Genomic DNA, 24,248 nt, shown 5'->3' with positions numbered 1-24,248 from the left:
GCGGCCCCTCACCACACCCCACATTCCCACCCCCCCTGTTCCCCCCCGCCCCCCCCCGCGCCCCCCCCCCCCCCGGGCCCCCCCCCCCCCCCCCCCCACAACTGTAAGGGACGGTGTGGGACAGACCCATGCCGTCGTCTACATGGTCACTCCGGCGGCGTCGGCGACGAACGAGCGCTAGGCAGCGCGTAGCCTTGACGCGGAATCCGTGACCCTCAGGGCCTGGGTCGGGTAGGAATCGGGCTGCGACCCATGCCCTGGCAACTCCGTTTGGAAGAGGCGATCAACAGCCGTGTCGACCCAAGCGACCAACTCGCAGGAGAACCCCTTGGCGGGTTTCGGCCCAAACGAGTGGATCGTCGAGGACATGTACCAGAGGTACCTCGCCGACCCGGCCAGCGTGGACCCCGCGTGGCACGACTTCTTCGCCGACTACAAGCCCAGCGGGGACGGTGCCGAGGCCAGCTCGGCGGCGCCTGCCGAGGCGGCTGAGCCGGCGTCCGTCACCACCCCCGCTGCCGCAGCTCCGCAGGCCGCCGCCCCCGCCGCTCCCCCGGCCCCCGCGGCCTCCACCGCCACCGCGGCATCCCCCGCCGCCGCGATGCCGGCACCCGCCGCGCCGGCGCCCGCGCCCGCCAAGCCGGCCCGGAAGGCCGCGCCCGCCGCGGTGCCCGCCGGAAGGCCCGCGCCGACGAAGCAGGTGCCCACCACCCCCGGCGGCGCGAAGCAGGTCCCGTTGCGCGGCGTGGCCGCCCGCATCGTGCAGAACATGGACGCCTCCCTGGAGGTGCCGACGGCCACCAGCGTGCGCGCCGTGCCGGCGAAGCTGCTGTCCGACAACCGCATCGTGATCAACAACCACCTGGCCCGCGGCCGCGGTGGCAAGGTCAGCTTCACACACCTGATCGGCTTCGCGATGGTCCGGGCGCTCGCCGCACACCCGGAGATGAACAACGCCTTCGCCGAGATCGACGGCAAGCCGAACCTGATCCAGCCCGAACACGTCAACCTGGGCATCGCGATCGACCTGGCCAAGCCCGACGGCTCGCGCTCCCTCGTGGTGCCGAGCATCAAGGCCGCCGACACCATGGACTTCCGCCAGTTCTGGTCGGCCTACGAGGAGATCGTCCGCCGGGCCCGGCGCAACGAGCTGACCATGGACGACTACGCCGGCACCACGGTCTCGCTGACCAACCCGGGCGGCATCGGCACCGTGCACTCGATGCCGCGGCTCATGGCCGGGCAGGGCACGATCATCGGCGTCGGCGCGATGGAGTACCCGGCGCCCTACGCCGGCATGTCCGACGAGACCCTCGCCGACCTCGGCATCAGCAAGATCCTGACGCTGACCAGCACCTATGACCACCGCATCATCCAGGGCGCGCAGTCCGGCGAGTTCCTGAAGGTCATGCACGAGCTGCTGCTCGGCGAGCACGGGTTCTACGACCAGATCTTCACCGCGCTGCGGATCCCCTACGAGCCGGTCCGCTGGGTCCGCGACGTCGCCCGCACCTCCGAGGGGCAGATCGACAAGGCGGCCCGGGTCGTCGAGCTGATCCACGCCTACCGGGTCCGCGGCCACCTGATGGCCGACACCGACCCGCTGGAGTTCCGCATCCGCCGCCACCCCGACCTCGACGTGCTCGAGCACGGGCTGACGCTGTGGGACCTCGACCGGGTCTTCCCCGTCGGCGGCTTCGCCGGCAAGCAGAAGATGAAGCTGCGGGCCGTCCTCGGCGTGCTGCGCGACTCCTACTGCCGCCGCGTCGGCGTCGAGTACATGCACATCATGGACCCGGAGGAGCGGCGCTGGATCGCCGAGCGGGTCGAGCGGCCGTACGAGAAGCCCGACACCGTCGAGCAGAAGCACATCCTGAACCGGCTCAACGCCGCCGAGGCGTTCGAGACGTTCCTGCAGACGAAGTACGTGGGGCAGCGCCGGTTCTCCCTGGAGGGCGGCGAGTCGCTGATCCCGCTGCTCGACGAGATCCTGCAGAACTCCGCCGAGGGCGGCCTGGACGAGGTCGTCATCGGCATGGCGCACCGCGGCCGCCTCAACGTGCTGGCCAACATCGTCGGCAAGCCCTACGAGAAGATCTTCTCGGAGTTCGAGGGGCACCTGGACCTGAAGTCCGCGCACGGCTCCGGCGACGTCAAGTACCACCTGGGCATGACCGGCAAGTTCACGCACCCCGACGGGGAACACGCCACGACGGTGTCCGTGGTCGCGAACCCGTCGCACCTGGAGGCGGTCAACCCGGTCCTCGAGGGCATCGTGCGGGCCAAGCAGGACTCGATCGACCTCAAGCTCGAGGGCTACACGGTGCTGCCGCTGCTCGTCCACGGCGACGCCGCGTTCGCCGGGCAGGGCGTGGTCGCCGAGACGCTCAACCTGTCGCAGCTGCGCGGCTACCGCACCGGCGGCACCGTGCACGTCGTGGTCAACAACCAGGTCGGGTTCACCACCGCGCCGGAGTACTCGCGCTCGTCGCTGTACTCCACCGACGTGGCCCGGATGATCCAGGCGCCGATCTTCCACGTCAACGGCGACGACCCGGAGGCCGTGGTCCGCGTCGCGCGGCTCGCCTTCGAGTACCGCCAGGCGTTCAACAAGGACGTCGTCATCGACCTGGTCTGCTACCGGCGCCGCGGGCACAACGAGGGCGACGACCCGTCGATGACCAACCCGCTGATGTACGCGATCATCGACCAGAAGCGATCGGTGCGCAAGATCTACACCGAGGAGCTGATCGGTCGCGGCGACATCCCGATCACCGAGGCCGAGGCGCTGCTCAAGGACTATCACGAGCAGCTGGAGACGGTGTTCAAGGCGACCCGCGACGCGTCGTCCAACCCGGCGTCCCGGCTCACCCGGCTGCGCGAGCCGGAGCCGGAGCCGGTGGTGGAGACCGCGATCGACGCGAGCGTCCTGCACGCGGTCGGCGAGGCGCACGTCAAGCTCCCCGATGGCTTCACCCCGCACAAGCGCGTCCAGCAGCTGCTGGACCGCCGGGCGAAGATGGCCGCCGCCGGCGACATCGACTGGGGCTTCGGCGAGATCATCGCGTTCGGCTCGCTGGTCAACCAGGGCGTCACCGTCCGGCTGTCCGGGCAGGACTCCCGCCGCGGCACGTTCGTGCAGCGTCACGCCAGCATCGTCGACGCCGAGACCGGCGCCGACTACATGCCGGTGTCCGCGCTGATCAAGGACAACGCGAAGCTGTTCGTCTACGACTCGCTGCTGTCGGAGTTCGCCGCGATGGGCTTCGAGTACGGCTACTCGGTGGAGAACCCCGACGCGCTCGTCATGTGGGAGGCGCAGTTCGGCGACTTCGTCAACGGCGCCCAGTCCATCGTCGACGAGTTCATCTCCTCCGGCGAGGTCAAGTGGGGGCAGCGCACCGCGGTGACGCTGCTGCTGCCGCACTCGCACGAGGGCCAGGGCCCGGACCACACGTCGGGCCGGCTGGAGCGCTACCTGCAGCTGTGCGCCGAGGACAACATGCGCGTCGCGGTGCCGACGACCCCGGCGAACCACTTCCACCTGCTGCGCCGCCAGGCGCTGTCGCCGAAGAAGAAGCCCCTCGTGGTGTTCACGCCCAAGTCGCTGCTGCGGCACCGGCTGTGCGTGTCGCCGGTCGAGGACTTCACCTCGGGCACGTTCGCCACGGTCCTCGGCGACCCGGGCATCCAGGGCAACGCCCTCGACAAGGCCGGCGTGAAGCGCGTCCTGCTGTGCTCCGGCAAGGTCTTCTACGACCTGCTGCAGGCCCGCACCGAGCGCGGCATCACCGACACGGCGATCATCCGGGTGGAGCAGCTCTACCCGATGCCGGTCGAGGAGCTGCGCGAGGCCCTGGCGCAGTTCCCCAACGCGGAGGACTTCGCCTGGGTGCAGGAGGAGCCGGCGAACCAGGGCGCCTGGTCGTTCATCGCCCTCAACCTGCTCGAGCACCTGCAGGGCGTCAGCCTGCGGCGCATCTCCCGCCCGGCGGCGGCCGCCCCGGCGGTCGGCTCGACGAAGCTGCACGACGCCGAGCAGCACGCACTGATCGAGGCGGCGCTGCCGAAGCGCTGAGCCGCGTACGACCGGAGGGCACGACGCACGCGCGTCGTGCCCTCCGTCCTCTTCCCCGTCCGTCTCCCCGTAGGAGGGCACGTCCCATGTACTTCACCGACCGCGGCATCGAGGAGCTCGCACAGCGCCGCGGCGAGGAGGAGGTCACGATCGAGTGGCTGGCCGAGCGCCTGCGCGACTTCGTCGACCAGCACCCCGAGTTCGAGACCCCGATCGAGCGCCTGGCGGTCTACCTCGCCCGCCTCGACGACGACGAGGACTGACGCCGGACAATGCCGGCGATCGGACGCAGGACGCGCGATCCGACGCGCGTCAATTGCCGGAATTGCCGGTATTTGCCGCTCCGGCGGGTGCGGCCGTATCCACCAAATGGGTCATACAACGGGCAACCTGGTGTAGCCCGGCAAGGCATTCGATTGTCCCCGGACGGGTGATAACGGCATCGCGCATCGCGCACCTACATTCTGTACGTGCCCCCGAGTCGCAACCGTTCCGCAACCGTGTCGCTCCTGGCCGCCGCCCTGCTCCTGCTGGGCGGCGCTTTTTCGGCCTCCGGCGCGGACCCGGCCACCGAGCCGCTCCCCGCCGCGGCGAGCGCGCAGGCCTCCGGCGCCAGCGGGCACGCGATCGGCGTGCGGCACTTCATGTTCGCCCGCGGCAAGGACCGCTCGCTGCCCACCACCGTGTGGTATCCGACCCGCGGCTCGGCCCGCCGGACCAAGGGCCAGCCGCAGGGCGACGCCCAGCCGCTGCCGGGGAAGCTGCCGCTGATCGTGTGGAGCCACGGCTTCTACAGCAACCCGCAGATGCAGGAGGGCATGACCAGGTTCCTGGCCGAGGCCGGCTACGTGGTCGTCGCCGCGGCGTACCCATTCACGAAGAAGGACACGCCGAAGTTCAACAAGCTGGACGTACCGAACCAGTCACTGGACGCGTCGTTCGTCGTCACGCAGATGCTCCAGCCGGACAACCCGCTCGCCGGCAGCATCGACCCGGACCGGATGGCCGCGATCGGGCACTCCGGCGGCGGCACCACGACCGACGGGCTCTTCACCGTGCACCGGGACCCGCGCCTCAAGGCCGGGGTCATCTTCGCGGGCCGTCCCGCGGGCGCCTACCGGGGCAGCCCCGTGCCGATGCTGTTCATCCACGGCGACAAGGACCCGGTCGTCGCCTACGAGCAGGGCCGCACCTCCTACGCCGCGAACCCGTGGCCGAAGGCGTTCCTCACCATCATCGGCGGCGAGCACGGCGCCGGCATCAACGACGCGGAACGCGGTCACCACCAGGCGATGGCGACGCTGCTGGACTTCCTCACCTGGGCGCTCGACGGCGACGACACCGCCCGGCTCCGGCTGGCCGGCGACGCCACGCTCGACGGCGTGACGCGCTTCGAGTCGGTCGGGATCTACAGCAGCGCCAGCACCACGACGACGACCACTACGACCGCGACCACCGCGCCGGCCACCACGAGGCCGAGCCTGGCACCGGTCGCGGCGGGCTGAGCCGCCTGCTCGTTGTTGTTGTCCACCCATGCCTGGAATGCCTGAGTGTTCTGACTTGGGTCAATGCGCTCATCGGGCATGGCCGCCAGAATACCGATGACCTGACCTGCGGACAGTGGCCGAACGTGTCGGATTGTGGCACTCTCCGTCAATGGCCGCCTGGCGTGAACGGTCCTGGTGGGGCTGGGGGTGGGCGGACGACGCCCTCGACGACGACGCGTGCCGCCGCCTGGCGGAGACGTCGCTGCGCCCGTGGCTGCCGATCGACGGCTCCGTGCTGCCCGTCCCCTATGACCCGGTCCTCGCCCCGCCCCGCCTGATCCCCCCGTCGATCATGCAGGAGGCGTTCGCCGCCGACGCGGTGACCCGGGCCGCACACACGTACGGCAAGGCGTTCCGCGACGTCGTGCGCGCCCTGCACGGCCGGCTCTACAACCCGCCCGACCTGGTCTGCTACCCGCGCACCGGGCACGACGTCGTCGCCGCCCTCGACTGGGCCGAGGCGGTCGGCGCGGCGGTCGTGCCGTACGGCGGCGGCACCTCCGTCGTCGGCGGCGTCGAGTACCGCGGCGACAACCCCTGGGTCTCCCTCGACCTGAGCCGGCTCAACCGCGTCATCGAGGTCGACGTGGTCAACCGCGCCGTGCGGGTCCAGGGCGGCGTGTTCGGCCCGGCCCTCGAACAGGCCCTCGCGCCGCACGGGCTGACGCTGCGGCATTACCCGCAGAGTTTCGAGTTCTCCACCGTCGGCGGCTGGCTCGCGACCCGCTCGGCGGGGCACTACGCGACCGGCCCGACCCGCATCGACGACTTCGTGGAGGCGATGCGGGTGATCACGCCGCAGGGGCCGGTGGAGTCGCTGCGGGTGCCGGGCAGCGGCGCCGGCCCGTCCACCGACCGGCTGTTCCTCGGCTCGGAGGGCACGCTCGGGGTCATCGTGGAGGCGTGGCTGCGGGTCACCGACCGGCCCGCGCGGAAGGCCTCGGCGTCGGTGGCGTTCGCGGTGTACGACCAGGCGGTCGCCGCGGTCCGCACGATCCTGCAGGCGGGGCTGCGGCCCAGCAACTGCCGGCTGCTCGACCCGGTGGAGGCGATGCTGAACGCCGGCTCGACCGACGGCCGGGCGCGGCTGCTGCTGGGCTTCGAGGGCGCCACCACGGCGCTGCTCGCCGACGCGCTCACCATCTGCGCCGACCACGGGGGTGTCGCCACGTCCGGCGGCCCGCCTTCCGCGGCGCCGGGCGGGGACGGGCGGTCCGCGGCGCCGGCCGGGGACGAGGGCGCTGCGGCTTCGGGCGCTGCGGCTTCGGGCGGTGCGGGGGAGGTCGCCAGCTGGCGATCGTCGTTTCTGCGGGCGCCGTACACCAGGGACGCCCTCATCAGGCTCGGCCTGGTCGTGGAGACGGTCGAGACCGCGTGCCCGTGGAGCCGCTTCGAGGCGCTGCACGCGGCCGTGACCGCCGCCGCGCAGGCCGCCGCCCCGGCCCGCGTCGCCGTGGTCACCTGCCGGCTCACCCACGCGTACCCGGACGGTCCCGCGCCCTACTTCACCATCATCACCCCGGCCCGCCGCGGCGCCGAGGTGGTGATCTGGGACGAGATCAAGACTGCGGTGAGCGAGGCCGTCATCGCCAACGGCGGCACGATCACCCACCACCACGCGGTCGGGCGTGACCACCTGCCGTGGCTCGCCCGGCAGCGGGACCCGCTCGTCACCGAGGTGCTGCGGGCCGCGAAACGTACCGTCGATCCCCGCGGCATCCTGAACCCGGGTGCGCTGTTGTGACCAGCCTCATGCCCCTGTGGCGTCCTCGACGCGGGTGCGCTGCTGCAGCACCGCCCTGACGCCCGCACCCAACCCGATCAGCAGCAGCCCCAGCAGGAAGAACGCCACGGTGAAGCCGAGCGCGGCGACCGCCACCCCGCCGTACCCGAGCTCGCCCGCGTCGACGAACGGGTACGGGTACCGGTCCACGATCTCCCCGCGGATCAGCGCGAATGCCAGGTAGGCCAGGGGGTAGCCGAGCCAGACGGCCGCGTACCACCACCGCACCGGCTCCCGGTCGACCAGCAGCCAGGTGACGGCCGCCAGGATCGGCGTCACCGTGTGCAGCAGGATGTTGTGCGGCGCGTGCGCCCCGGAGTCGGCCACGTGGAACGGGCTCGCCGGGTTCGCCAGCAGCGAGTGGTAGACCGTGCCCGTGATGCAGCTGTACAGGGTCGCCGCCCCACGCACCCACCCGGGCACAGGCCGCCACGCCGCCACGGCCGACACCACCGCGATGATCACGCTGCTCTGCACCGTGAAGTAGACGAACACGCCGCCGTCACCTTGGGTGTAGTCGAGCAGCAGCACGATCCCGGCCAGCGCACTCACGGCGGTGAGCACCCGGAAGACAACGGACATGGGCCGCAACGTAGCCCGAAATCGCCCGACGGGCCAGCCTTGATCACGGCACGCTTCTCGTACGGTTGATGCCATGCGCCGTCTCGCCCTCCTGCTGGCCCGGGCCACCGCGGTGGCCGCCACGGCGACCACTCTGACGGCTGGCGTCACCGGCTGCACCGGTCAGCCCGCGCCCGCCCGGTGGGTCACCCCGTCGCCGTCCCCCGCCGGCACCGTCGCGCCGAGGCTCGCCCAGGTCGCGCCGCTACCGCCGCTGCCGGCGCCGAGGGCCGCGCTGGACGTGTCGCGGCAGGAGGTCACGTACCGCAGGGAGGGCCGCGTCCTGCGTACCGTCGTCTGGCTGCCGTCCACCACGGCGAAGGTGCCGGCGGTCGTGTTCAGCCACGGCCTCAACGGCACCCCCGAGTCGTTCGCGCCGCTGCTCACCACGTGGGCGGCGGCCGGTTTCGCGGTGATCGCCCCGGCGTACCCGAACACGTCGCGCACCGCGCCCCGCCTCGACGTCTACGACGTGCTCAACCAGCCGGCCGACGCGAGCTTCGTGCTCAGCCAGGTCCTCGCCGGCCCGCTCGGCGAACGCATCGACGGCACCCGGCTGGCCGCCGCCGGCCACTCCGCCGGTGCCATCACCACCGTCGGCCTGTTCACCGCCGGCCGCGACGCCCGCCTGCACGCCGGCATCGTCCTGGCCGGCAGCGGCCTCGGCGTCGGAACCGCCTTCACCGGCACGCCCGCGTCGCTGCTGTTCGTCCACGGCGACGCCGATCCCCTGGTCTCCTACGCCTCCGGCAAGGCCACCTACGACATCGTGCCCTGGTCCAAGGCGATGCTGACCGTCCCCGGCGGCAACCACAACGACCCGTACCTGCGCCCCGGCGCCGCGTCGTTCACCGAGGTGCGGTCGCTGACGCTCGCGTTCCTGCGCCTGGAGCTGTACGGCGACGCGTCCGCCCGCCAGCAGCTGCCCCGCGGCCCGTCCTTCGACGACCGCCTCTGACCCCGTGATCTCGCCTGGTTGATCTCGCCTGGTTGATCGAAGTCGCGTCGTGGTCGCCCGGACGACCAGGACGCGACTTCGATCACCACGGCGGCCCGGCCGCCGGCACGGATTGCTAAGCGGTGTGGTCCAGGACCACCTTGCCGAAGATGTCGCCGGAGTGCAGCTTCTCGAACGCCGCGCGGGCGTCGGAGAACGGCACCACCGAGTCGATGACGGGCCGTACGCCGGTCTTCGCCAGCAGCGTCATCAGGTCGGCGAGCTCTTCCGGGCTGCCCATGCTGGAGCCGAGGATCTCCAGCTGCAGCGCGAACATGCGGCGCAGGTTGACCTTCGGCAGGTGCCCGCTGGTGGCACCGGACACGACGATGCGGCCGCCGGGCTTCGCGCACTTCATGGAGTGCTCGAAGGTGGCCTCGCCGACGGTCTCGATGACGACGTCGACGCGTTCGGGCAGGCGGGCCCCTGAGTCGTACGCGGTGGCCCCCAGAGCCTCGATGCGCTCGCGCTTCGCGGCGTCGCGGCTCGTGGCGTAGACCCTGGCGCCGAGGGCCTTGGCGAGCAGCACCGCGGCCGTGGCGACCCCGCCGCCGGCGCCCTGCACCAGCACCGACCCGTCGGCCTCCAGCCTGCCCCTGGTGGTCAGCATCCGGTACGCGGTCAGCCACGCCGTCGGCAGGCAGGCCGCCTCGGCGAAGGAGAGCTCGGCGGGTTTGGGCACCAGGTTGTACGCGGGCACGGTGACGCGTTCGGCGACCGTGCCCTGGTAGTGCTCGGACAGGATGGAGAAGTCGCCCTTCTCGGTGAAGACGACGGGGTACACGACGACCTCGGCACCGTCGGGGCCGATGCCGGCGGCGTCGCAGCCGAGGATCATCGGCAGCTGGTCCTCGCGGAGGCCGACGCCCCGCAGCGACCACAGGTCGTGGTGGTTGAGCGCGCTGGCGCGCACGTCCACCACGGCCCAGCCGTCGAGGGGGGTCGGCTCCGGCGCGTCGCCGACCGTGAGGCCGGCGAGCGGGTCGGCATCGTTGAAGCTGGAAGCGAAAGCGGCACGCATGACGACTACCTCAGCACACCGTCGCGGCGGGCCGCGGCGGCCACCGCGGCCGCGACCGCCGGCGCCACCCGCGGGTCGAGGGCGCTGGGCACGATCGCGCCGGTGGACAGCTCGCTCTCGGCGAGGACCCCGGCGATGGCGTTGGCCGCGGCGACCTTCATGCCGTCGGTGATCCGGGTCGCGCCGGCGTCGAGGGCACCGCGGAAGATGCCCGGGAACGCCAGGACGTTGTTGATCTGGTTCGGGAAGTCGCTGCGGCCGGTGGCGACCACGGCGGCGTACCGGGCGGCGATCTCCGGGTGCACCTCGGGCGTCGGGTTGGCCAGGGCGAAGATCGCCCCGCCGGGTGACATGCCGGCGAGGGCCGCCTCGCCGATGGTGCCGCCGGAGACGCCGATGAGGACGTCGGCGCCGCGCAGGGCGCTGGCGATGTCGCCGGTGATCCCGCCGGCGTTGGTGGTCGCGGCGAGCGCGGCCTTCTCCGGGTTGAGGTCGGTGCGCCCGGTGTGCAGGCAGCCGCGGGAGTCGAGGACCACGATCTCACCGGCGTCGGCTCCGCCGCTGATCAGCATCTTGGTGACGGCGACTCCGGCGGCGCCGGCGCCGCTGACGACGATGCGCAGGTCGCGCAGGTCACGGCCGAGGACGCGGGCGGCGTTGCGCAGCGCGGCGAGCACGACGATCGCGGTGCCGTGCTGGTCGTCGTGGAACACGGGGATCGGCAGGGTCGCCTCGAGCCGGCGTTCGATGTCGAAGCAGCGCGGGGCGGAGATGTCCTCCAGGTTGATCCCGCCGAAGGACGGTGCGAGGGCGGTGACGATCGCGACGATCTCGTCCGGGTCTTGAGTGTCGAGACAGATCGGCACTGCGTCCACCCCGCCGAACTGCTTGAAGAGGACAGCCTTGCCCTCCATGACCGGCATCGCGGCGCGCGGGCCGATGTTGCCCAGTCCGAGCACGGCGGACCCGTCGGTGACGACGGCGACCGCGCGGCCGACCCACGTCAGCTGGTGGACCAGCGACTCGTCGTCGGCGATGGCCTCGCAGACCTGGGCCACACCAGGCGTATACGCCAGGGCGAGGTCCTCGCGGGTGGCGAGCGGGACGCTGGACTGGACGGACATCTTGCCGCCCTGATGCAGGTCGAACACTGGCCCTTCAAGGGCGTGATTGGTCACGGGTGCAGACACGGGGGCTCCTTTGCCACGTCTGACAATGCTGGTGTTTCCGCGGAGCGCACGGGTGGTGAAGCGCTCATGATGCGATTCAGCGGGGGTGACCCGGTATCCGCATCACCTTACGCCGGGTTGCGCCGCAACCGCACCGGTTGTGGCCACCATCGAAATGTCACACGTCCGATGATGTCGGCGGTACCGTACGTGGCCGAATCATCCGATCCGAAGGGATTGTCGCCGGTCAGCCACCATCCGTCGCCGTCGGCCCGGGCCACGCGCTTCACCACCAGCAGACCCGGCCGGCTGCGGAAACACCCGACGACGACGTCGCCGGCACGGGCCGTACCGGCGCGGCGGACAAAAATCCGATCACCGTGGCGCAGCGTCGGCGCCATCGAAGGCCCGTGCACGAGTGCGGTGAACCACGGCAGGCGCATGAAATCCCCGGACTTGGATAGGAGTAGGGTCAGCACTGAGGATCATCGCAAATCACCCTGGAGGGTTCGATGCGACTGTCGCGGCTATTCACCCCGCGCACCGTGGTGAGCGCCCACTGCGACCTGCCGTGTGGTGTCTACGACCCGGCGCAGGCCCGTATTGAGGCCGAGTCCGTCAAGGCAATCAGCGAGAAGTACCAGGCCAGCAGCGACCCCGAGTTCCGCACCCGGGCCCTGCTGATCAAGGAACAGCGTGCCGAACTGGTCAAGCACCACCTGTGGGTGCTGTGGACCGACTACTTCAAGCCGCCGCACTTCGAGAAGTACCCGGAGCTGCACAACCTCTTCAACGAGGCGACGAAGCTCGCGGGTGCCTCCGGCGCCAAGGGTTCGGTCGACCCGGCCGTCGCCGAGAAGCTGCTGGCGAAGATCGACGAGATCGCGAAGATCTTCTGGGAGACCAAGCAGGCCTGACCTGCAGCTGACAGGTTCGCCCCCCACACCGCACACGCGGGTGGGGGGCGTTTCTTTATCGGAGGTACATAGATGAGCGTCGAGATCCACCCGGCCACGGACGAGGACGTGCCGGCGATCGTCGCGATGGTGTACGAGCTCGCCGAGTTCGAGAAGGCCGTCGAGGAGTGCCATCTGACGCCGGAGCAGCTGCGCACGGCGCTGTTCGCCCCGGCGCCGTCGGTGTTCTGCCACGTCGCTCGCGCCGGCGGGGAGACCGTCGGGATGGCCCTGTGGTTCCGGACGTTCTCCACCTGGGAGGGCGTGCACGGGGTGTACCTCGAGGACCTGTACGTCCGGCCGGCGGCCCGCGGCACCGGGGCCGGGAAGGCGCTCGTGGCGGCGCTCGCGCGGATCTGCGTGGAGTCGGGGTACCCGCGGCTGGAGTGGTCGGTGCTGGACTGGAACCCCGCGCGCGGCTTCTACGAGTCGCTGGGGGCGCGGCACAAGTCGGACTGGCTGCCGTACCGGCTCTCGGGCGACGCACTGACGGCCCTGGCAGGCACGACACCGGCGTGACTTCCCCTGCGGCAGGTGCTGTTTCGGGGTCGGCCGACGCTGTTCCGGGGGCAGTCGGCGCGGCCGTCGCGGCGGGCTCTGCTGCGCCGCCGCGTACGGCACCGCGGCGGGGGCCGGGGGACCCCCACAGGACTCGTGGACGTCCGCCGCCGGGCCCACGGTCGTGTCCGCCGCGCCGGGGCGTGCGGAGACGTCGTAGAGTCGCGGGCAAGGGGGTTCATCGCGTGACTCAGGTCGTTTCGAAGAGGTCAGGCGCAGACGGCGACGACGTCGTCCTGCTGGCCGTCCCGGCGTCGCCCGCCTACCTGGGGGTGCTGCGCACCGCGACGGCGGGTCTGGCCGCGCGGCTGCAGTTCACCCTCGACGAGATCGAAGACCTGCGCATCGCCGTCGACGAGGCCTGCGCGATGCTGCTCGCCGTGGCCAGCGAGACCCCTCAGCTGGGCGACACCGTCGAGCTGGCGTGCCGGTTCACGGTCACCGCCGACGCGTTGACGGTCGAGACGTCGGTCCCGCTGGGCTCCCCCAACGAGCGCCTCCCCGGCGGCGAGTCCTTCGCCTGGCAGGTCCTCAGCGCCCTGGCCGACGAGGTCTCCGCAACCGTCGACGGCCTCCAGGCAATCATCCGCCTCACCAAACGCCGCCCGAAGTCGTAGATACTACTGAGAGCGACCGCTTCGAACATCAACTTGCACCGCTGGTCTAGGGTGCGAATGAGGCAGCACGCCAGCACCGGGCAGCCCGTCGTAAGACAGCCCGCTCCACGCCGCTACAGCCGGGGCTTGCGGGCGAAGGTGGCAGCGGGACTTACAGCGGGCGTTCCTTGAGCGCCGCCACGCCGGGCACCGGAGGGCGGACGTGATGCGGCGGCACCTCGGCCGGGCGGACGTTGTCGATGTGGCCGCGGGCGATCTCCATGGCGAGCTCGATGTCCTGGTCGTGGATCGCGGCGAGCAGGGCGCGGTGGTCGCGGTCGATCAGCCGCCACATCGGCGGCGGGGCGTTGTGGGCGGCGGCCTTGCGGTCGCTGACGGTGTAGAGCGGCTGCACGACCAGGCAGAGCAGGGTGTTGCCGGAGGCGGCGGCGACCGCGAGGTGGAACGCGGCGTGGGCGGCGAGGCGCTCGTCGAGGCTCGCGGAGTCCGGGTCGAACATGGCGGCTTCGAGCTCGCGCAGGTGGTGGGGCTCGCGGCGGGCGGCGGCCAGGCCGGCGGCGGGGACCTCGAGCATCCGGCGGACCTCGAGGAAGTCGTCGCCTTTGACGGCGCCGCTGGCGAGCAGGAGGCCGACGCCGTCGGTGAGGGAGTCGCCGAGCGTGCGGGCGTCGGGCTCGGCGACGAAGCTGCCGCCGTTGACGCCGCGGGTGGTGACGATCAGGTGCTGGCTGCTGAGCAGGCGCAGGGCCTCGCGGACGGTGGAGCGGCTCAGGCCTGACTGCTCGCACAACTGCGGCTCGGTCGGCAGTCGTGCGCCCGGCTGGAGCTGGCCGGACATGATCTCGACGCGGAGCCGGTCAGCGAGGACCTGGTAGGCGGGTGCGACCGTCACGACAAATCAGCGTATGCCACACCGGCCACCAGCGGGACCTGCAATGCCGCCCCCACTCCTACATTTTGTCGGAGCTCACTGGATCTCAGGCGTCCGGCGGTATGCCGGAATCGGTGGATGCCGAACGGTGCGCGATTTGTCCGGGTTCAGCGACGCCCAGCGTCGGGCGATTCGTCCGGGTCCGGCCATATGCCAGACGATATGCCAGACGACGAGGGGCTCGTCAGGTTCAGACGTGGGATTCGTCAGGTTCAGCAGTACCGCTTCAGCAGTACCGCGCGTCGTCCGTTTTGTCCGGTCCGGGCCGAACACCGAGCGGACCCCGGACCCCGGACCGCGGGCCGCAGACGCGGACCGCCGGCACTCAGCGGATCCCGAGCGCGATACGCGTCGACGGGGCGAAGAGCAGGATCGCGCCGGCGAGGCCGAGGGCGAACAGCGGGGCGCCGATCAGCGGCTGGCCGTGGGTGAGCATCGTCCAGCCGATCGGCATCTGCAGCATCTGGGCGACGATGCCGGGGCCGCGGGCCCACCGGCGGCGGCGGTGCAGCGCGACCGCGACGGACAGGAACAGCAGGGTCATGAGCGCCAGATAGCCGGTCGTGGACAGAGCGATCTCGGCGGCCGTCCACTCGCCGGTGACGTCGTAGTACACGAACAGCAGCGTCAGCAGGGCGAGCCCGGCGCCCTCCAGGAACAGCAGCCGCACCGCCCATCGCAGGGTCGCCGGCGCCTGCTCGGGTGCTACCGTGCCGCCCACCTGGCATTCCCTTCTCCGCCGACCGCCCGCTGGCGCAGGACTCCGTATCCCGCGCGCCAACCTTATCGCGCTGGCGAGCGGGTACAGTGCCGCCCATGCGAGCCCTCCTGGTCGTCAACCCGAACGCGACGACCACCACCGAGCGCGGCCGGGACATCCTGGTGCGGGCGTTGCGCAGCCAGGTCGACCTGGAAGTGGCGTACACGCAGCGCAAAGGCCACGGGGTCGAGCTGGCGCGTGACGCCGCGCGGGACGGGTTCGACCTGGTCGTGACGCTCGGCGGGGACGGCACCGTCAATGAGGCGGTGAACGGGCTGATGACGTTCGACGCCGGCGCGGCGGCGGGGCGGGCGCAGGAGCGGCCGGCCCTGGCCGTGGTCCCGGGCGGTTCGACGAACGTGTTCGCCCGCGCGTTGGGGCTGCCGAGCGACTGGGCCGAGGGCACCGGCGCGATCCTGGAGGCGCTGCGGGACCGGCGGGAGCGCATCATCGGCCTCGGCCGCGCCGACGACCGGTATTTCACGTTCTGTGCGGGCATGGGGCTGGACGCGGAGGTCGTCAGGCGCGTGGACCAGGCCCGGCGCAAGGGTTCGACGTCGACGCCGTGGCTGTATTTCCGTTCGATCGCGCAGCAGTACGTGAAGACGAACCGCCGAGTGCCGCTGCTCACGCTCGAGCTGCCGGGCGAACCGGCCAGGTCCGGGCTAACGTGGATGCTGGTGCAGAACACTGCACCGTGGACCTACATCGGCGAGCGGCCGGTGGATCCGAATCCGCGCGCCTCGTTCGACACGGGGCTCGACGTGCTGGGCCTGCTGCAGATGCAGGTCGGGAGCACGGCCCGGACGATGGCCCAGCTGGTGCGGGGCGTCGACCCCAAGGGCCGGCAGGTGCTGCGGATGCACGATCTCGCCGGGTTCACGCTCACTGCCGCCAAACCGATCGCTTTCCAGGTCGACGGGGAGTACCTCGGGGAGCGCGACAAGCTGGATTTCGCGTCCGTGCCGGGGGCGTTACGCGTAGTGTGTTGAGTCACCCCCCGGCGCTGTACACCGAAGGGGGAGAAAGTTGCAGAGAGTCGCGACGGAGACACCGCGACCGCATCCCCGAAACCCCTCCGGTCGTTGAGCGAACCGTACTACATTGGTAACTGACTGTTGCGATTCAGGGTCCCCAACCACGATAAAATTGGACAAACAACGCGTGAGCTTGCTCACCGACTTGGATTTTCTTGGTTTGGACCCCTTGACATCGCGGTAGTTCGTGAAAGCATTCACAAGCGAAACGAACACTGAGCGTTGCCCGCAGGCGCGTTACGGATCTTCAGGCTCCGCCTAGCCGAGACGTTACGCGAGATGCATATAGGGAATCATCAACAACGATCCGCGAAAACAACAAGGAGTGTTGCCGCCATGTCGGACTGGCGCCACCATGCCCTCTGCCGCGACGAGGACCCGGAGCTGTTCTTCCCCATCGGGACTTCCGGCCCCGCGTTGCTGCAGGTCGAGCAGGCGAAGGCAGTCTGCCAGCGCTGCTCCGTGACCAGTGACTGCCTGCAATGGGCACTCGACTCGGGTCAGGACGCAGGCGTCTGGGGCGGAATGAGCGAAGACGAGCGTCGCTTGATGAAGCGTCGCGGTGGACTCCGGGTCCGCGCTCACTCCGCATAGCCTTGCCATAACTGCACCAAGACAAAGCACAGACGAAGCGCGAAGCAAAGCGCAGACGCAGACGAAAACGCCCCGGCCGACGCGGCCGGGGCGTTTCGCACGCCTGCGCGCTTCAGTCGAACAGTTCCTCGAAGAGGCTGCCCCGGTGATGCTTCTTGCGCCGCTTGTGATGGCCGTAATGACCGTAGTGACCGTGCTGCTGCGGGTAATGCGACTGGCCGTACGCGGGTTGGCCGTAGCCCGGTTGCTGACCGTACGGTTGCTGACCGTAGGCGGGCTGCTGCGGGTACGCCTGTGTGGCGCCGGGCGGCGGATAGCCCTGCGGCGATCCCGGCGGCGGGAACCCGGGCGTGCCGGGAGGGACACCGGGGGCACCCGGCTGTGGAGCACGCCCACCGCGCCAGGCGTTCTCCGCGTCGACGAGCTTCTCCAGCTCACCGCGATCGAGGAAGATTCCACGGCACTCCAGGCACTGGTCCACCGTGACACCGCTGCGCTCGTACTGCCGCATCTCACCGCGGCACTTCGGGCATGTCATCTGCATACGTCCACCGTAACCGCCGCCATCCACGACGGCGCTCAGGCCGTCGCCTCCGCTGCGCTCCAGCGCCATCCTGAGCCCATGATTCGCAGCCCTCCGCTCCGCTCCGGCCCGCTCATGCGGCGAGATCGACCGTCTCCGGTGCGACCCGGCCGGCCCTGACCACGACGAGCCGGGCCAGGTCCAGGGCCCGTCCAAGCGGCGGCGCGGCCGGCTCCAGCGCGCCCGCGGACACGGCGGAGGCGACGGCGGCCTCGTGGAGCCTGCCGGTGGCCAGGAAGTACGAGGAGATCGCGATCCGGGAGCAGCCCTGGGCGCGCAGGGCGGCCACCGCGACGGCGCCGGTGACCGGCGAGCCGGAGGCGAACGCGGCCCGGCACGGCAGCCCCAGCTGCTGCCCGAGCGCCGCGGCGGCCAGGTCGACGGTGCGCCTGGCCAGGTCGTCGCGGGTACCGGCGGCGACCATGACGACGCCGTCCGGCTCGACGGCCGGCAGCTGGCGGCGCAGCCCGGCGATGAGCAGGGGATCCACGGCACCGCCGACTGGTCCGAGCACGTCGGTGGTGCGCACTCGCATGGTCAGGCCGTCGGTGTACGCGCGGGCGATGACCGCCGGCAGGTCGACGCGGCCGTGGAACGCGGACGTGAGCAGCAGCGGTACCACGACCGCCGAACGGTGCCCGAGCCGCTGCATGTCGAACAGGACCGCGTCGGGGCGGGGTCCCGCGTGGTCGAGGTAGGAGGTCCGCACGTCCAGCCCGGGGCGCTGGGCCGCGACCGCGCGGGCGAGGGCCCTCGTCGAGGCCGCCGCCCGCGGGTCCGCGGACCCGTGCGCCACCAGCAGAACAGCTGTCATGCCGTCACCTCCGCTGCGCTGCGGCGCCGCCCTGACAGAAGCCTGCGCTCACGATGCCCAGCCCTCCGCTGCGCTGCGGGCTGCCCTGACAAAACCTGCGCGCCCGATGACCAGCCCTCCGCTGCGCTGCGGGCTGGTCATCCGGTGTGCAGGCCGCACTCAGTCTTGTCGAACATCGGCCAGCGCCCGCCGCGCGGGTCGCCGCCGGGAGGGGTCCGCCGGGTGCACGGCCAGCAGCCGACGGACGCGTAGCCCTGCCGCATGAGGGCGTTGACCGGCACGTTCCAGCGGGAGATGTACGCGTCGACGTCGGCCTGCGTCCACTGCGCCAGCGGCGACACCTTGAACTTGCCGCGGGCCTGCTCGAAGCTCACGATCGGCGTGTTGGCGCGGCTGGGCGACTCGTCGCGGCGCAGGCCGGCGGCCCACGCGTCGTAGTCATCCAAGGCCCGCTCCAGCGGCTCGATCTTGCGCAGGAAGCAGCACTCGTCGGGGTCGCGGGCGTAGAGCCGGGGCCCGAACTCGGCGTCCTGCTCGGCGACGGTCTGCCGCGGGCGGATCGAGCGGACGGTCACCGGCAGGGTCCGCTGCACGACCTCGCGGACCCGCAGCGTCTCGGCGAAGTGCAGGCCCGTGTCGAGGAAGATGACCGGCACTCCGGGCACCACCTTCGACACGACGTGGGCGAGGACGGCGTCGGCGAACGAGCTGGTCACACAGAACCGGTCGCCGAACTCGCCGGCGGCCCACTCCACGATCTTGTCGGCGGTCTTGCCCTCCAGTTGGGCCGACGCCTCCTTGGCCAGGGCGATGGACTCTTCTCGGGTACGTGCAACGGCTGTGCTCATCGCTTCGCCTCCAACAGGTGTGCCGCGAGCCCCAGGAATTTCAGTGCGAAGACCCGTGCGCAGCTGCGGCACTCCCATGCGCCGTGGGTCTCTTCGTGTGGCCGTAGGTCCTCGTCGCCGCAGTACGGGCAGTACAACGGGGCCATCCGTTCGCTCATCGGAGTTGCTCCTCCGGTGCTCGCATGACCCAGTGGGCGAAGGACTCGCCGGACGAGCGCCCGGCCAGGTAGTGGTTGGTGACCCGCTCGACGTAGGCGGGCAGGTCCGCGGCGGGGGTCTTCAGGCCGCGCAGCTTGCGCCCGAATCCCGCGTGCTGATCGGCGGCCATGCCGAGGCCGCCGCCGAGGTGGATCTGGAAGCCCTCGACCATGTCGCCGGTGGCGTCGTCGCGCACGAGCATGCCCTTGAGGCCGATGTCGGCGACCTGGGTGCGGGCGCACGCGTTCGGGCATCCGTTGAGGTGGATGGAGATGTCGGCGTCGAGCTCGGCGACCTTCGCCTCCAGGTGCTCGACGAGCTCGGCGGCGCGGGCCTTGGTCTCCACGATCGCGAGCTTGCAGAACTCGATGCCGGTGCACGCCATCGTGCTGCGCCGCCAGTTGGACGGCCGGGCCTGCAGGCCGACGTCCTGCAGGCCCCGGACGACGGCCTCGGTGTCCGCCTCGGCGATGTCCAGCACGATGATCTTCTGGTACGGGGTGAGCCGCACCCGGTCGCTGCCGTGCCGCTCGGCGAGGTCGGCGACCTGCGCGAGCTGGGTGCCGGAGCTGCGGCCGGCGACGGGCGCGGCGCCGATGAAGTACTTGCCGTCCCACTGCTTGTGCACGCCGATGTGGTCGATCGGCTTCTCCGGCAGGTCCGGGGCCGGGCCGTCGATGAGGGTGCGCTTGAGGTACTCGGTCTCCAGGACCTCGCGGAAGCGCTGCACGCCCCAGTCGGCGACGAGGAACTTGAGCCGGGCGCGGGTGCGCAGCCGGCGGTAGCCGTAGTCGCGGAAGATCTGGATGACGCCGTGCCACACGTCGACGACCTCGTGCAGCGGCACCCACACGCCGACGCGCTGGGCGAGCATCGGGTTGGTCGACAGGCCGCCGCCGACCCACAGGTCGAAGCCGGGGCCGTGCTCCGGGTGGATGACACCGACGAAGGAGACGTCGTTCGCCTCGTACGGGGTGTCCGGCAGCCAGGAGATCGAGGTCTTGAACTTGCGGGGCAGGTTGGACAGCGACGGGTCGCCGACGTACTTCGCGGTGATCTCGGTGATCGCCTCGGTGGGGTCGAGGACCTCGCTCTCGGCGACGCCGGCGATGGGGCTGCCGAGCACGACGCGCGGGGTGTCGCCGCAGGCCTCGGTGGTCGACAGGCCGACCGCCTCCAGCTCCTGCCAGATCTGCGGGACGTCCTCGACGCGGATCCAGTGCAGCTGGATGTTCTGCCGGTCGGTGATGTCGGCAGTGTCCCGGCCGAAGCGGGTGGAGATCGACGCGATGGTGCGCAGCTGCGCCAGGTTCAGCTGGCCGCCGTCGCTGCGGATGCGCAGCATGAAGTACTTGTCGTCGAGCTCCTCGGGTTCGAGGATCGCGGTGCGGCCGCCGTCGATGCCGGGGCGGCGCTGCGTGTACAGGCCGAACCAGCGGAACCGGCCCCGCAGGTCGGCGGGGTCGATCGAGTCGAAGCCGCCGTGCGCGTAGATCGACTCGATGCGGGCCCGGACGTTGAGGGGGTTGTCGTCCTTCTTGCTGCGCTCGTTGGGGTTGAGCGGCTCGCGGTGACCGAGCGCCCACTGCCCCTCGCCGCGAGGGCGCCCACCGGCTCCGGTCCGTGCACCGCCGCGGGCGGCGGGACGGGGAGCGGGTGCGGCGTTTGCTGCCGGGACGGTGTTCACCGTCATGTCGGCGTCCTCTCAGGGTTGAGAGCACGCGAACCGGCGCCGGCCTATCGCGGAAGATGCGCGATGGATGACGTCAATGTCATGGAAAATCCGGCGCGAAGTCGCGCGCCCGGGAAAAGATTACGGGCGGCGTTCAGCAAGCCGGACACATGGCGCTGCGCACGCGACCGTAGTCGACGTGTCGGCGGCTGACGAGCCGCAGAGAAGCAGCGTGCATAAGGTGCAGTGTTCCACGCCGACCGGTCCTTACGCCACGTCGGCGTGAGGGTTGTCTCAAACCTGCGTCACCAGGACGTAACAAAAATACGACTCAGCCGATAGGAAAAGCAGAGGGCTGCTACCTGGTTCGGAGCGGTGCGTTACCGCACGGTCCCACAGTGCGGTAGATTTCAGCGTTTCGCCAGCGGGACGACCATCACGGCCTCGGTGCCGCCCTCGGCGCGGGTGCGCAGCTCGATCGTGCCGCGCAGCTCCCCCGTGGCGAGGGTCCGCACGATCTGCAGCCCGAGCCGTTCGCTGTTGTCCAGGTCGAACGTGTCGGGCAGGCCCCGGCCGTTGTCGGCGACGGTCACGTGCAGCTGCTTGCGGAAGCGGTGCACGGACACGATGACCTCGGGCGCGCCGGTGCGCTCCCCGCCCTCGTACGCCGGCTCGAACGCGTGCTCGACGGCGTTCTGCAGCAGTTCGTTGAGCACCATGACCAGCGGCGTGGCGATCTCCGCGGGCAGCACCCCGAAGTCGCCCTCGCGGCGCAGCGCCACCACGAAGTCTGACGCGCCGACCTCCACGGCGGCCGCGGCGACCCGGTCCACGATGCCGTCGAACTCGACCGCCTCGTCCGCGGTGTCCGAGGCCGACATCGACAGCGTCTCGTGGACCAGCGCGATCGAGGCGACGCGGCGCACCGACTCCTCCAGCGCGTGCCGGGCGGCCGGGACCCCGACCCGCCGGGCCTGCAGCCGCAGCAGCGCGGCGACGGTCTGCAGGTTGTTCTTGACCCGGTGGTGGATCTCGCGGATCGTGGCGTCCTTCGTCATGAGCTGCCGGTCGCGGCGGCGCACCTCGGTGATGTCGCGGACCAGGACCAGCGCGCCGATCGGCACGCCCGCCGGCATCAGCGGCAGCGCCCGCATGAGCACGGTCGCGCCGCGCGCCTCCAGCTCCTTGCGGGCCGGCGCGTCGCCGCGCAGCGCGGAGTGGACCCGGTCGGTGGCGTCCTTGCCCTCCAGGGGGTCGTCGACGAGCCGGCCGGTGATCTCGGCGAGGCTCTCCCCCACCAGGTGCGCGGCGAGCCCGAGCCGCCGGTACGCCGACTGCGCGTTGGGGCTGGCGTAGGTGACCTTGCCGGACGCGTCGAGACGGACCAGGCCGTCGCCGATGCGCGGGGCGCTGGTGGTCTCCCCCGGGTGCCGCGGCGGCGGGAACGTGCCGTCGGCGATCATCTGGGCCAGGTCGTCGGCGGTGGTCAGGTAGTTGAGCTCCAGCTGCGCCGGGGTCCGGGCGGTGCTGAGGTTGGTGTCGCGGCCGACGACGGCGATGACCTGCGACTCGCCACGCCGGCGGACCGGGATCGCCTCGTGGCGGGCGGGCATGTCGCCGTACCAGACGGGGTCGCCCTCGCGCCAGATCCGCCCCTGCGACCGCACGATGGCCAGGTGCGCCACCTCGGGGCCGCCGGAGATCCGGCCGACCTGGTCGTCCTGGTACGCGGTCGGCGCGGTGGTCGGGCGGACCTGCGCGACGCACAAGAACTCGCCGCGGTCCGCGATCGGCACCCACATGAGCAGGTCGGCGAAGGACAGGTCGGACACGATCTGCCAGTCGCCGGCGAGGCGGTGCAGGTGCTCGATGTCCTCGGGGACGAGGGAGGTGTGCTCTTCGACGAGGTCACGCAGGGTCGACACCGCTACAGACTAAGGTGGGCCGGTGCGCCGCCTGCTGGTTCCCCTCGCTGTCGTGTTGTCGCTCGGCGGGTGCGGGTGGCTGGGCCGCTCCGGTGAGACGAGCAAACCCGACGGTTTCCTGCTGCACGGTTACGCGAGCGTGGCGGGTGCCGCGGCGGGGATCCCGGGCACGCCGTGCCTGGCGCCGGCGTCCGCGCCGGACATCGTCGCCGGCGCGCCGGTGAAGGCGGCCGACGCCGGCGGCAAGGTGATCGCCGTGACGACGCTCGCCTCGGGGGTGCTGGCCGCGGCGCCCGACGGGTACCGCTGCAACTTCGCCTTCGAGCTGCTGAACCTGTCCGGGAGCCGGCCGGTGTACCAGATCGTGGTCGCCGAGCGGCCCCCGGTGTCGTTCGAGACGCGGGCCCTGCGCGAGGGCCGGCCCGCGGTCGTCGACATCCCCGCCGTCACGGCGTCACCGTCTGCGGGGTCGCCGTCCGCGGGGTCGCCGTCTACAGCGTCGCCGTCACCTTCTTGAGGCCGCGCGGCGCGTCGGGGTTCTCGCCGCGGTGCAGGGCGAGGGCGAGGGCGAGGCGCTGCAGCGGCAGGATGTCCAGCAGCGGCGCGTAGCGCTCGTCGACGTCGGGGGTCTGCACCCAGCCGGCGGCGCCGTCGACCGCGGACGGGCCGAAGACGACCACGTCGGCGCGGCGCTCGCCGAGGCGGCCGACGACGTCGCGCATCGAGGTGCCGGCGGGGCCGCCACCGACGACGGCCAGGACGGGAACGTCCGGGTCGGCCATGGCCAGGGGCCCGTGCAGCAGGTCGGCGCCGGAGAACGCGAGGCCGGCCACGTAGGAGGTCTCCATGAGCTTGAGCGCGGTCTCCCGGGCGGTCGGGTACGCGTAGCCGCGGCCGGTCGTGACGATCCGGTCGGCGAAGCGGTACCGCGCGGCGAGGTCCACTGCGCCGGTGTCGGCGAGGACGCGGGTCGCGTGCTCGGGCAGCTTGCGCAGCTCGGCGAGCTCCTCGGCGGGCAGGGTGCCGCCGCCCTTGACGCTCTCGACGAGCATGAGCAGCGCGAGCAGCTCGGCGGTGTAGGTCTTGGTGGCCGCGACGGCGACCTCGTGCCCGGCGACGACGTCGACGTGCAGCTCGGCGACCTGGGCGAGGGGCGACCCGGCGTTGTTGGTGACGGCGAGAGTGTGCGCGCCCTGCTCGCCGGCGACGCGCAGGACCTCGTGCAGGTCGGGTGAGCCGCCGCTCTGGCTGACCCCGACGACGAGCGTGTCGCGCAGGTCGGGGCGGGCGCCGTAGATCGTCATCGCCGACGGCGACGCGAGGCCGGCGGGGATGCCGAGGCGGATCTCGGTGAGGTACGCCGCGTACAGCGCGGCGTGGTCGGAGGTGCCCCGCGCCGTGAAGATCACGTTGCGCGGCTGCCACTGCGCGATCTGCGCGGCGACGGCGGCGATCGTGTCGGCCTGCTCGTCGACGAGCCTCGCGAACACCGCCGGCTGCTCGGCGATGTCCGCCTGCATTCCGGCACCGGGCTGCTCG

The 24,248-nt window shown here is 71.4% G+C and carries 23 protein-coding genes; 11 read left to right on the top strand and 12 right to left on the bottom strand.

What is annotated here, in order from left to right; all coding sequences use genetic code 11:
* Window positions 1-292 precede the first annotated feature (292 nt).
* From AB0H83_RS24195 to AB0H83_RS24180, 4 genes are all read left to right on the top strand, one after another.
* On the top strand, window positions 293-4,078 hold the full coding sequence (locus AB0H83_RS24195) for a multifunctional oxoglutarate decarboxylase/oxoglutarate dehydrogenase thiamine pyrophosphate-binding subunit/dihydrolipoyllysine-residue succinyltransferase subunit (protein WP_360098033.1): 3,786 nt from the start codon (window positions 293-295) through the stop codon (window positions 4,076-4,078).
* Between the two features lie 86 nt (window positions 4,079-4,164).
* On the top strand, window positions 4,165-4,341 hold the full coding sequence (locus AB0H83_RS24190; protein ID WP_360098030.1) for a DUF6104 family protein: 177 nt from the start codon (window positions 4,165-4,167) through the stop codon (window positions 4,339-4,341).
* A gap of 207 nt (window positions 4,342-4,548) precedes the next feature.
* The gene (locus AB0H83_RS24185; RefSeq protein WP_360098027.1) at window positions 4,549-5,583 is read left to right on the top strand and encodes an alpha/beta hydrolase; all 1,035 of its coding nucleotides are present in this window, start codon (window positions 4,549-4,551) and stop codon (window positions 5,581-5,583) included.
* A gap of 151 nt (window positions 5,584-5,734) precedes the next feature.
* Window positions 5,735-7,369 carry an FAD-binding oxidoreductase gene (locus AB0H83_RS24180; protein WP_360098024.1) on the top strand — a complete coding sequence of 545 codons (1,635 nt, stop codon included), beginning with the start codon at window positions 5,735-5,737 and terminating at the stop codon, window positions 7,367-7,369.
* A gap of 6 nt (window positions 7,370-7,375) precedes the next feature.
* Here AB0H83_RS24180 and AB0H83_RS24175 read toward each other — a convergent pair whose 3' ends face one another.
* Entirely contained in the window at window positions 7,376-7,990 is a 615-nt protein-coding gene (locus AB0H83_RS24175) for a Pr6Pr family membrane protein (RefSeq protein WP_360098021.1), read from the bottom strand.
* A 73-nt stretch (window positions 7,991-8,063) separates the two neighbouring features.
* On the opposite strand from AB0H83_RS24175, the gene AB0H83_RS24170 reads away from it, so the two are divergent.
* Entirely contained in the window at window positions 8,064-8,987 is a 924-nt protein-coding gene (locus AB0H83_RS24170; RefSeq protein WP_360098018.1) for a chlorophyllase, read from the top strand.
* A gap of 115 nt (window positions 8,988-9,102) precedes the next feature.
* Here AB0H83_RS24170 and AB0H83_RS24165 read toward each other — a convergent pair whose 3' ends face one another.
* From AB0H83_RS24165 to AB0H83_RS24155, 3 genes are all read right to left on the bottom strand, one after another.
* Window positions 9,103-10,047, bottom strand: a complete 945-nt coding sequence (locus tag AB0H83_RS24165) for a zinc-binding dehydrogenase (protein ID WP_360098015.1) — start codon at window positions 10,045-10,047, stop codon at window positions 9,103-9,105.
* Window positions 10,048-10,052: 5 nt separating this feature from the next.
* A complete protein-coding gene (locus AB0H83_RS24160; protein WP_360098066.1) occupies window positions 10,053-11,171 on the bottom strand; it encodes an NADP-dependent malic enzyme in 1,119 nt (372 codons plus the stop codon).
* 173 nt (window positions 11,172-11,344) lie between these two features.
* Window positions 11,345-11,659, bottom strand: a complete 315-nt coding sequence (locus tag AB0H83_RS24155; protein WP_360098063.1) for a S24/S26 family peptidase — start codon at window positions 11,657-11,659, stop codon at window positions 11,345-11,347.
* 69 nt (window positions 11,660-11,728) lie between these two features.
* Here AB0H83_RS24155 and sodN point away from each other — a divergent pair, with 69 nt between their 5' ends.
* The 3 genes from sodN to AB0H83_RS24140 all read left to right on the top strand — a co-directional run bounded on the left by sodN (window position 11,729) and on the right by AB0H83_RS24140 (window position 13,347).
* On the top strand, window positions 11,729-12,133 hold the full coding sequence (gene sodN / locus AB0H83_RS24150) for a superoxide dismutase, Ni (RefSeq protein ID WP_033358451.1): 405 nt from the start codon (window positions 11,729-11,731) through the stop codon (window positions 12,131-12,133).
* Window positions 12,134-12,205: 72 nt separating this feature from the next.
* A complete protein-coding gene (locus AB0H83_RS24145; protein WP_360098012.1) occupies window positions 12,206-12,691 on the top strand; it encodes a GNAT family N-acetyltransferase in 486 nt (161 codons plus the stop codon).
* Window positions 12,692-12,915: 224 nt separating this feature from the next.
* Window positions 12,916-13,347 (top strand): ATP-binding protein, encoded by a 432-nt coding sequence (locus AB0H83_RS24140; RefSeq protein ID WP_360098009.1) that lies wholly within the window; start codon window positions 12,916-12,918, stop codon window positions 13,345-13,347.
* Between the two features lie 151 nt (window positions 13,348-13,498).
* On the opposite strand, the gene AB0H83_RS24135 is transcribed toward AB0H83_RS24140, so the two are convergent.
* Window positions 13,499-14,239 (bottom strand): FCD domain-containing protein, encoded by a 741-nt coding sequence (locus tag AB0H83_RS24135; protein ID WP_360098006.1) that lies wholly within the window; start codon window positions 14,237-14,239, stop codon window positions 13,499-13,501.
* Window positions 14,240-14,603: 364 nt separating this feature from the next.
* The gene (locus AB0H83_RS24130; RefSeq protein WP_360098003.1) at window positions 14,604-14,999 is read right to left on the bottom strand and encodes a hypothetical protein; all 396 of its coding nucleotides are present in this window, start codon (window positions 14,997-14,999) and stop codon (window positions 14,604-14,606) included.
* A gap of 95 nt (window positions 15,000-15,094) precedes the next feature.
* On the opposite strand from AB0H83_RS24130, the gene AB0H83_RS24125 reads away from it, so the two are divergent.
* Window positions 15,095-16,030 carry a diacylglycerol kinase family protein gene (locus tag AB0H83_RS24125; RefSeq protein WP_360098000.1) on the top strand — a complete coding sequence of 312 codons (936 nt, stop codon included), beginning with the start codon at window positions 15,095-15,097 and terminating at the stop codon, window positions 16,028-16,030.
* Window positions 16,031-16,411: 381 nt separating this feature from the next.
* Entirely contained in the window at window positions 16,412-16,669 is a 258-nt protein-coding gene (locus tag AB0H83_RS24120; protein WP_033358446.1) for a WhiB family transcriptional regulator, read from the top strand.
* A gap of 112 nt (window positions 16,670-16,781) precedes the next feature.
* Here the strand turns inward: AB0H83_RS24120 and AB0H83_RS24115 are convergent, their stop codons facing one another.
* The 5 genes from AB0H83_RS24115 to AB0H83_RS24095 form a co-directional block, all read right to left on the bottom strand.
* Entirely contained in the window at window positions 16,782-17,213 is a 432-nt protein-coding gene (locus AB0H83_RS24115) for a zf-TFIIB domain-containing protein (protein WP_360098060.1), read from the bottom strand.
* Between the two features lie 112 nt (window positions 17,214-17,325).
* A complete protein-coding gene (locus AB0H83_RS24110; RefSeq protein ID WP_360097996.1) occupies window positions 17,326-18,066 on the bottom strand; it encodes a CbiX/SirB N-terminal domain-containing protein in 741 nt (246 codons plus the stop codon).
* A 137-nt stretch (window positions 18,067-18,203) separates the two neighbouring features.
* Complete coding sequence (locus AB0H83_RS24105; protein WP_360097993.1) at window positions 18,204-18,914, bottom strand: phosphoadenylyl-sulfate reductase; 711 nt, start codon at window positions 18,912-18,914, stop codon at window positions 18,204-18,206.
* 154 nt (window positions 18,915-19,068) lie between these two features.
* Window positions 19,069-20,805: a nitrite/sulfite reductase gene (locus AB0H83_RS24100; protein ID WP_360097990.1), complete on the bottom strand. Its 1,737-nt coding sequence runs from the start codon at window positions 20,803-20,805 to the stop codon at window positions 19,069-19,071.
* Window positions 20,806-21,194: 389 nt separating this feature from the next.
* Window positions 21,195-22,709, bottom strand: a complete 1,515-nt coding sequence (locus tag AB0H83_RS24095) for a histidine kinase N-terminal domain-containing protein (RefSeq protein WP_360097987.1) — start codon at window positions 22,707-22,709, stop codon at window positions 21,195-21,197.
* A gap of 22 nt (window positions 22,710-22,731) precedes the next feature.
* Here AB0H83_RS24095 and AB0H83_RS24090 point away from each other — a divergent pair, with 22 nt between their 5' ends.
* Complete coding sequence (locus AB0H83_RS24090; protein WP_360097985.1) at window positions 22,732-23,226, top strand: hypothetical protein; 495 nt, start codon at window positions 22,732-22,734, stop codon at window positions 23,224-23,226.
* On the opposite strand, the gene AB0H83_RS24085 is transcribed toward AB0H83_RS24090, so the two are convergent.
* Window positions 23,201-24,229, bottom strand: coding sequence for an SIS domain-containing protein (locus tag AB0H83_RS24085; RefSeq protein WP_360098057.1), 1,029 nt, complete (start codon window positions 24,227-24,229; stop codon window positions 23,201-23,203). The two genes, AB0H83_RS24090 and AB0H83_RS24085, sit on opposite strands and share 26 nt — an antisense overlap.
* Window positions 24,230-24,248: the final 19 nt, after the last annotated feature.

Source organism: Dactylosporangium sp. NPDC050688 (assembly GCF_040654515.1).
Lineage (GTDB): Bacteria > Actinomycetota > Actinomycetes > Mycobacteriales > Micromonosporaceae > Dactylosporangium.
This window is presented reverse-complemented; position numbering and strand designations above follow the sequence as displayed.

Excerpts from the sequence above, each read along its gene's own strand:
- AB0H83_RS24125 (WP_360098000.1), top strand. The coding sequence starts at position 15,095 with ATGCGAGCCCTCCTGGTCGTCAACCCGAACGCGACGACCACCACCGAG.
- AB0H83_RS24105 (WP_360097993.1), bottom strand. The coding sequence starts at position 18,914 with ATGAGCACAGCCGTTGCACGTACCCGAGAAGAGTCCATCGCCCTGGCC.
- AB0H83_RS24190 (WP_360098030.1), top strand. The coding sequence starts at position 4,165 with ATGTACTTCACCGACCGCGGCATCGAGGAGCTCGCACAGCGCCGCGGC.
- AB0H83_RS24170 (WP_360098018.1), top strand. The coding sequence starts at position 8,064 with ATGCGCCGTCTCGCCCTCCTGCTGGCCCGGGCCACCGCGGTGGCCGCC.
- AB0H83_RS24180 (WP_360098024.1), top strand. The coding sequence starts at position 5,735 with ATGGCCGCCTGGCGTGAACGGTCCTGGTGGGGCTGGGGGTGGGCGGAC.
- AB0H83_RS24110 (WP_360097996.1), bottom strand. The coding sequence starts at position 18,066 with ATGACAGCTGTTCTGCTGGTGGCGCACGGGTCCGCGGACCCGCGGGCG.
- AB0H83_RS24165 (WP_360098015.1), bottom strand. The coding sequence starts at position 10,047 with ATGCGTGCCGCTTTCGCTTCCAGCTTCAACGATGCCGACCCGCTCGCC.
- AB0H83_RS24085 (WP_360098057.1), bottom strand. The coding sequence starts at position 24,229 with ATGCAGGCGGACATCGCCGAGCAGCCGGCGGTGTTCGCGAGGCTCGTC.
- AB0H83_RS24100 (WP_360097990.1), bottom strand. The coding sequence starts at position 20,805 with ATGACGGTGAACACCGTCCCGGCAGCAAACGCCGCACCCGCTCCCCGT.
- AB0H83_RS24155 (WP_360098063.1), bottom strand. The coding sequence starts at position 11,659 with ATGCGCCTGCCGTGGTTCACCGCACTCGTGCACGGGCCTTCGATGGCG.
- AB0H83_RS24160 (WP_360098066.1), bottom strand. The coding sequence starts at position 11,171 with ATGTCCGTCCAGTCCAGCGTCCCGCTCGCCACCCGCGAGGACCTCGCC.
- AB0H83_RS24115 (WP_360098060.1), bottom strand. The coding sequence starts at position 17,213 with ATGCAGATGACATGCCCGAAGTGCCGCGGTGAGATGCGGCAGTACGAG.
- AB0H83_RS24120 (WP_033358446.1), top strand. The coding sequence starts at position 16,412 with ATGTCGGACTGGCGCCACCATGCCCTCTGCCGCGACGAGGACCCGGAG.
- sodN (WP_033358451.1), top strand. The coding sequence starts at position 11,729 with ATGCGACTGTCGCGGCTATTCACCCCGCGCACCGTGGTGAGCGCCCAC.
- AB0H83_RS24175 (WP_360098021.1), bottom strand. The coding sequence starts at position 7,990 with ATGTCCGTTGTCTTCCGGGTGCTCACCGCCGTGAGTGCGCTGGCCGGG.
- AB0H83_RS24145 (WP_360098012.1), top strand. The coding sequence starts at position 12,206 with ATGAGCGTCGAGATCCACCCGGCCACGGACGAGGACGTGCCGGCGATC.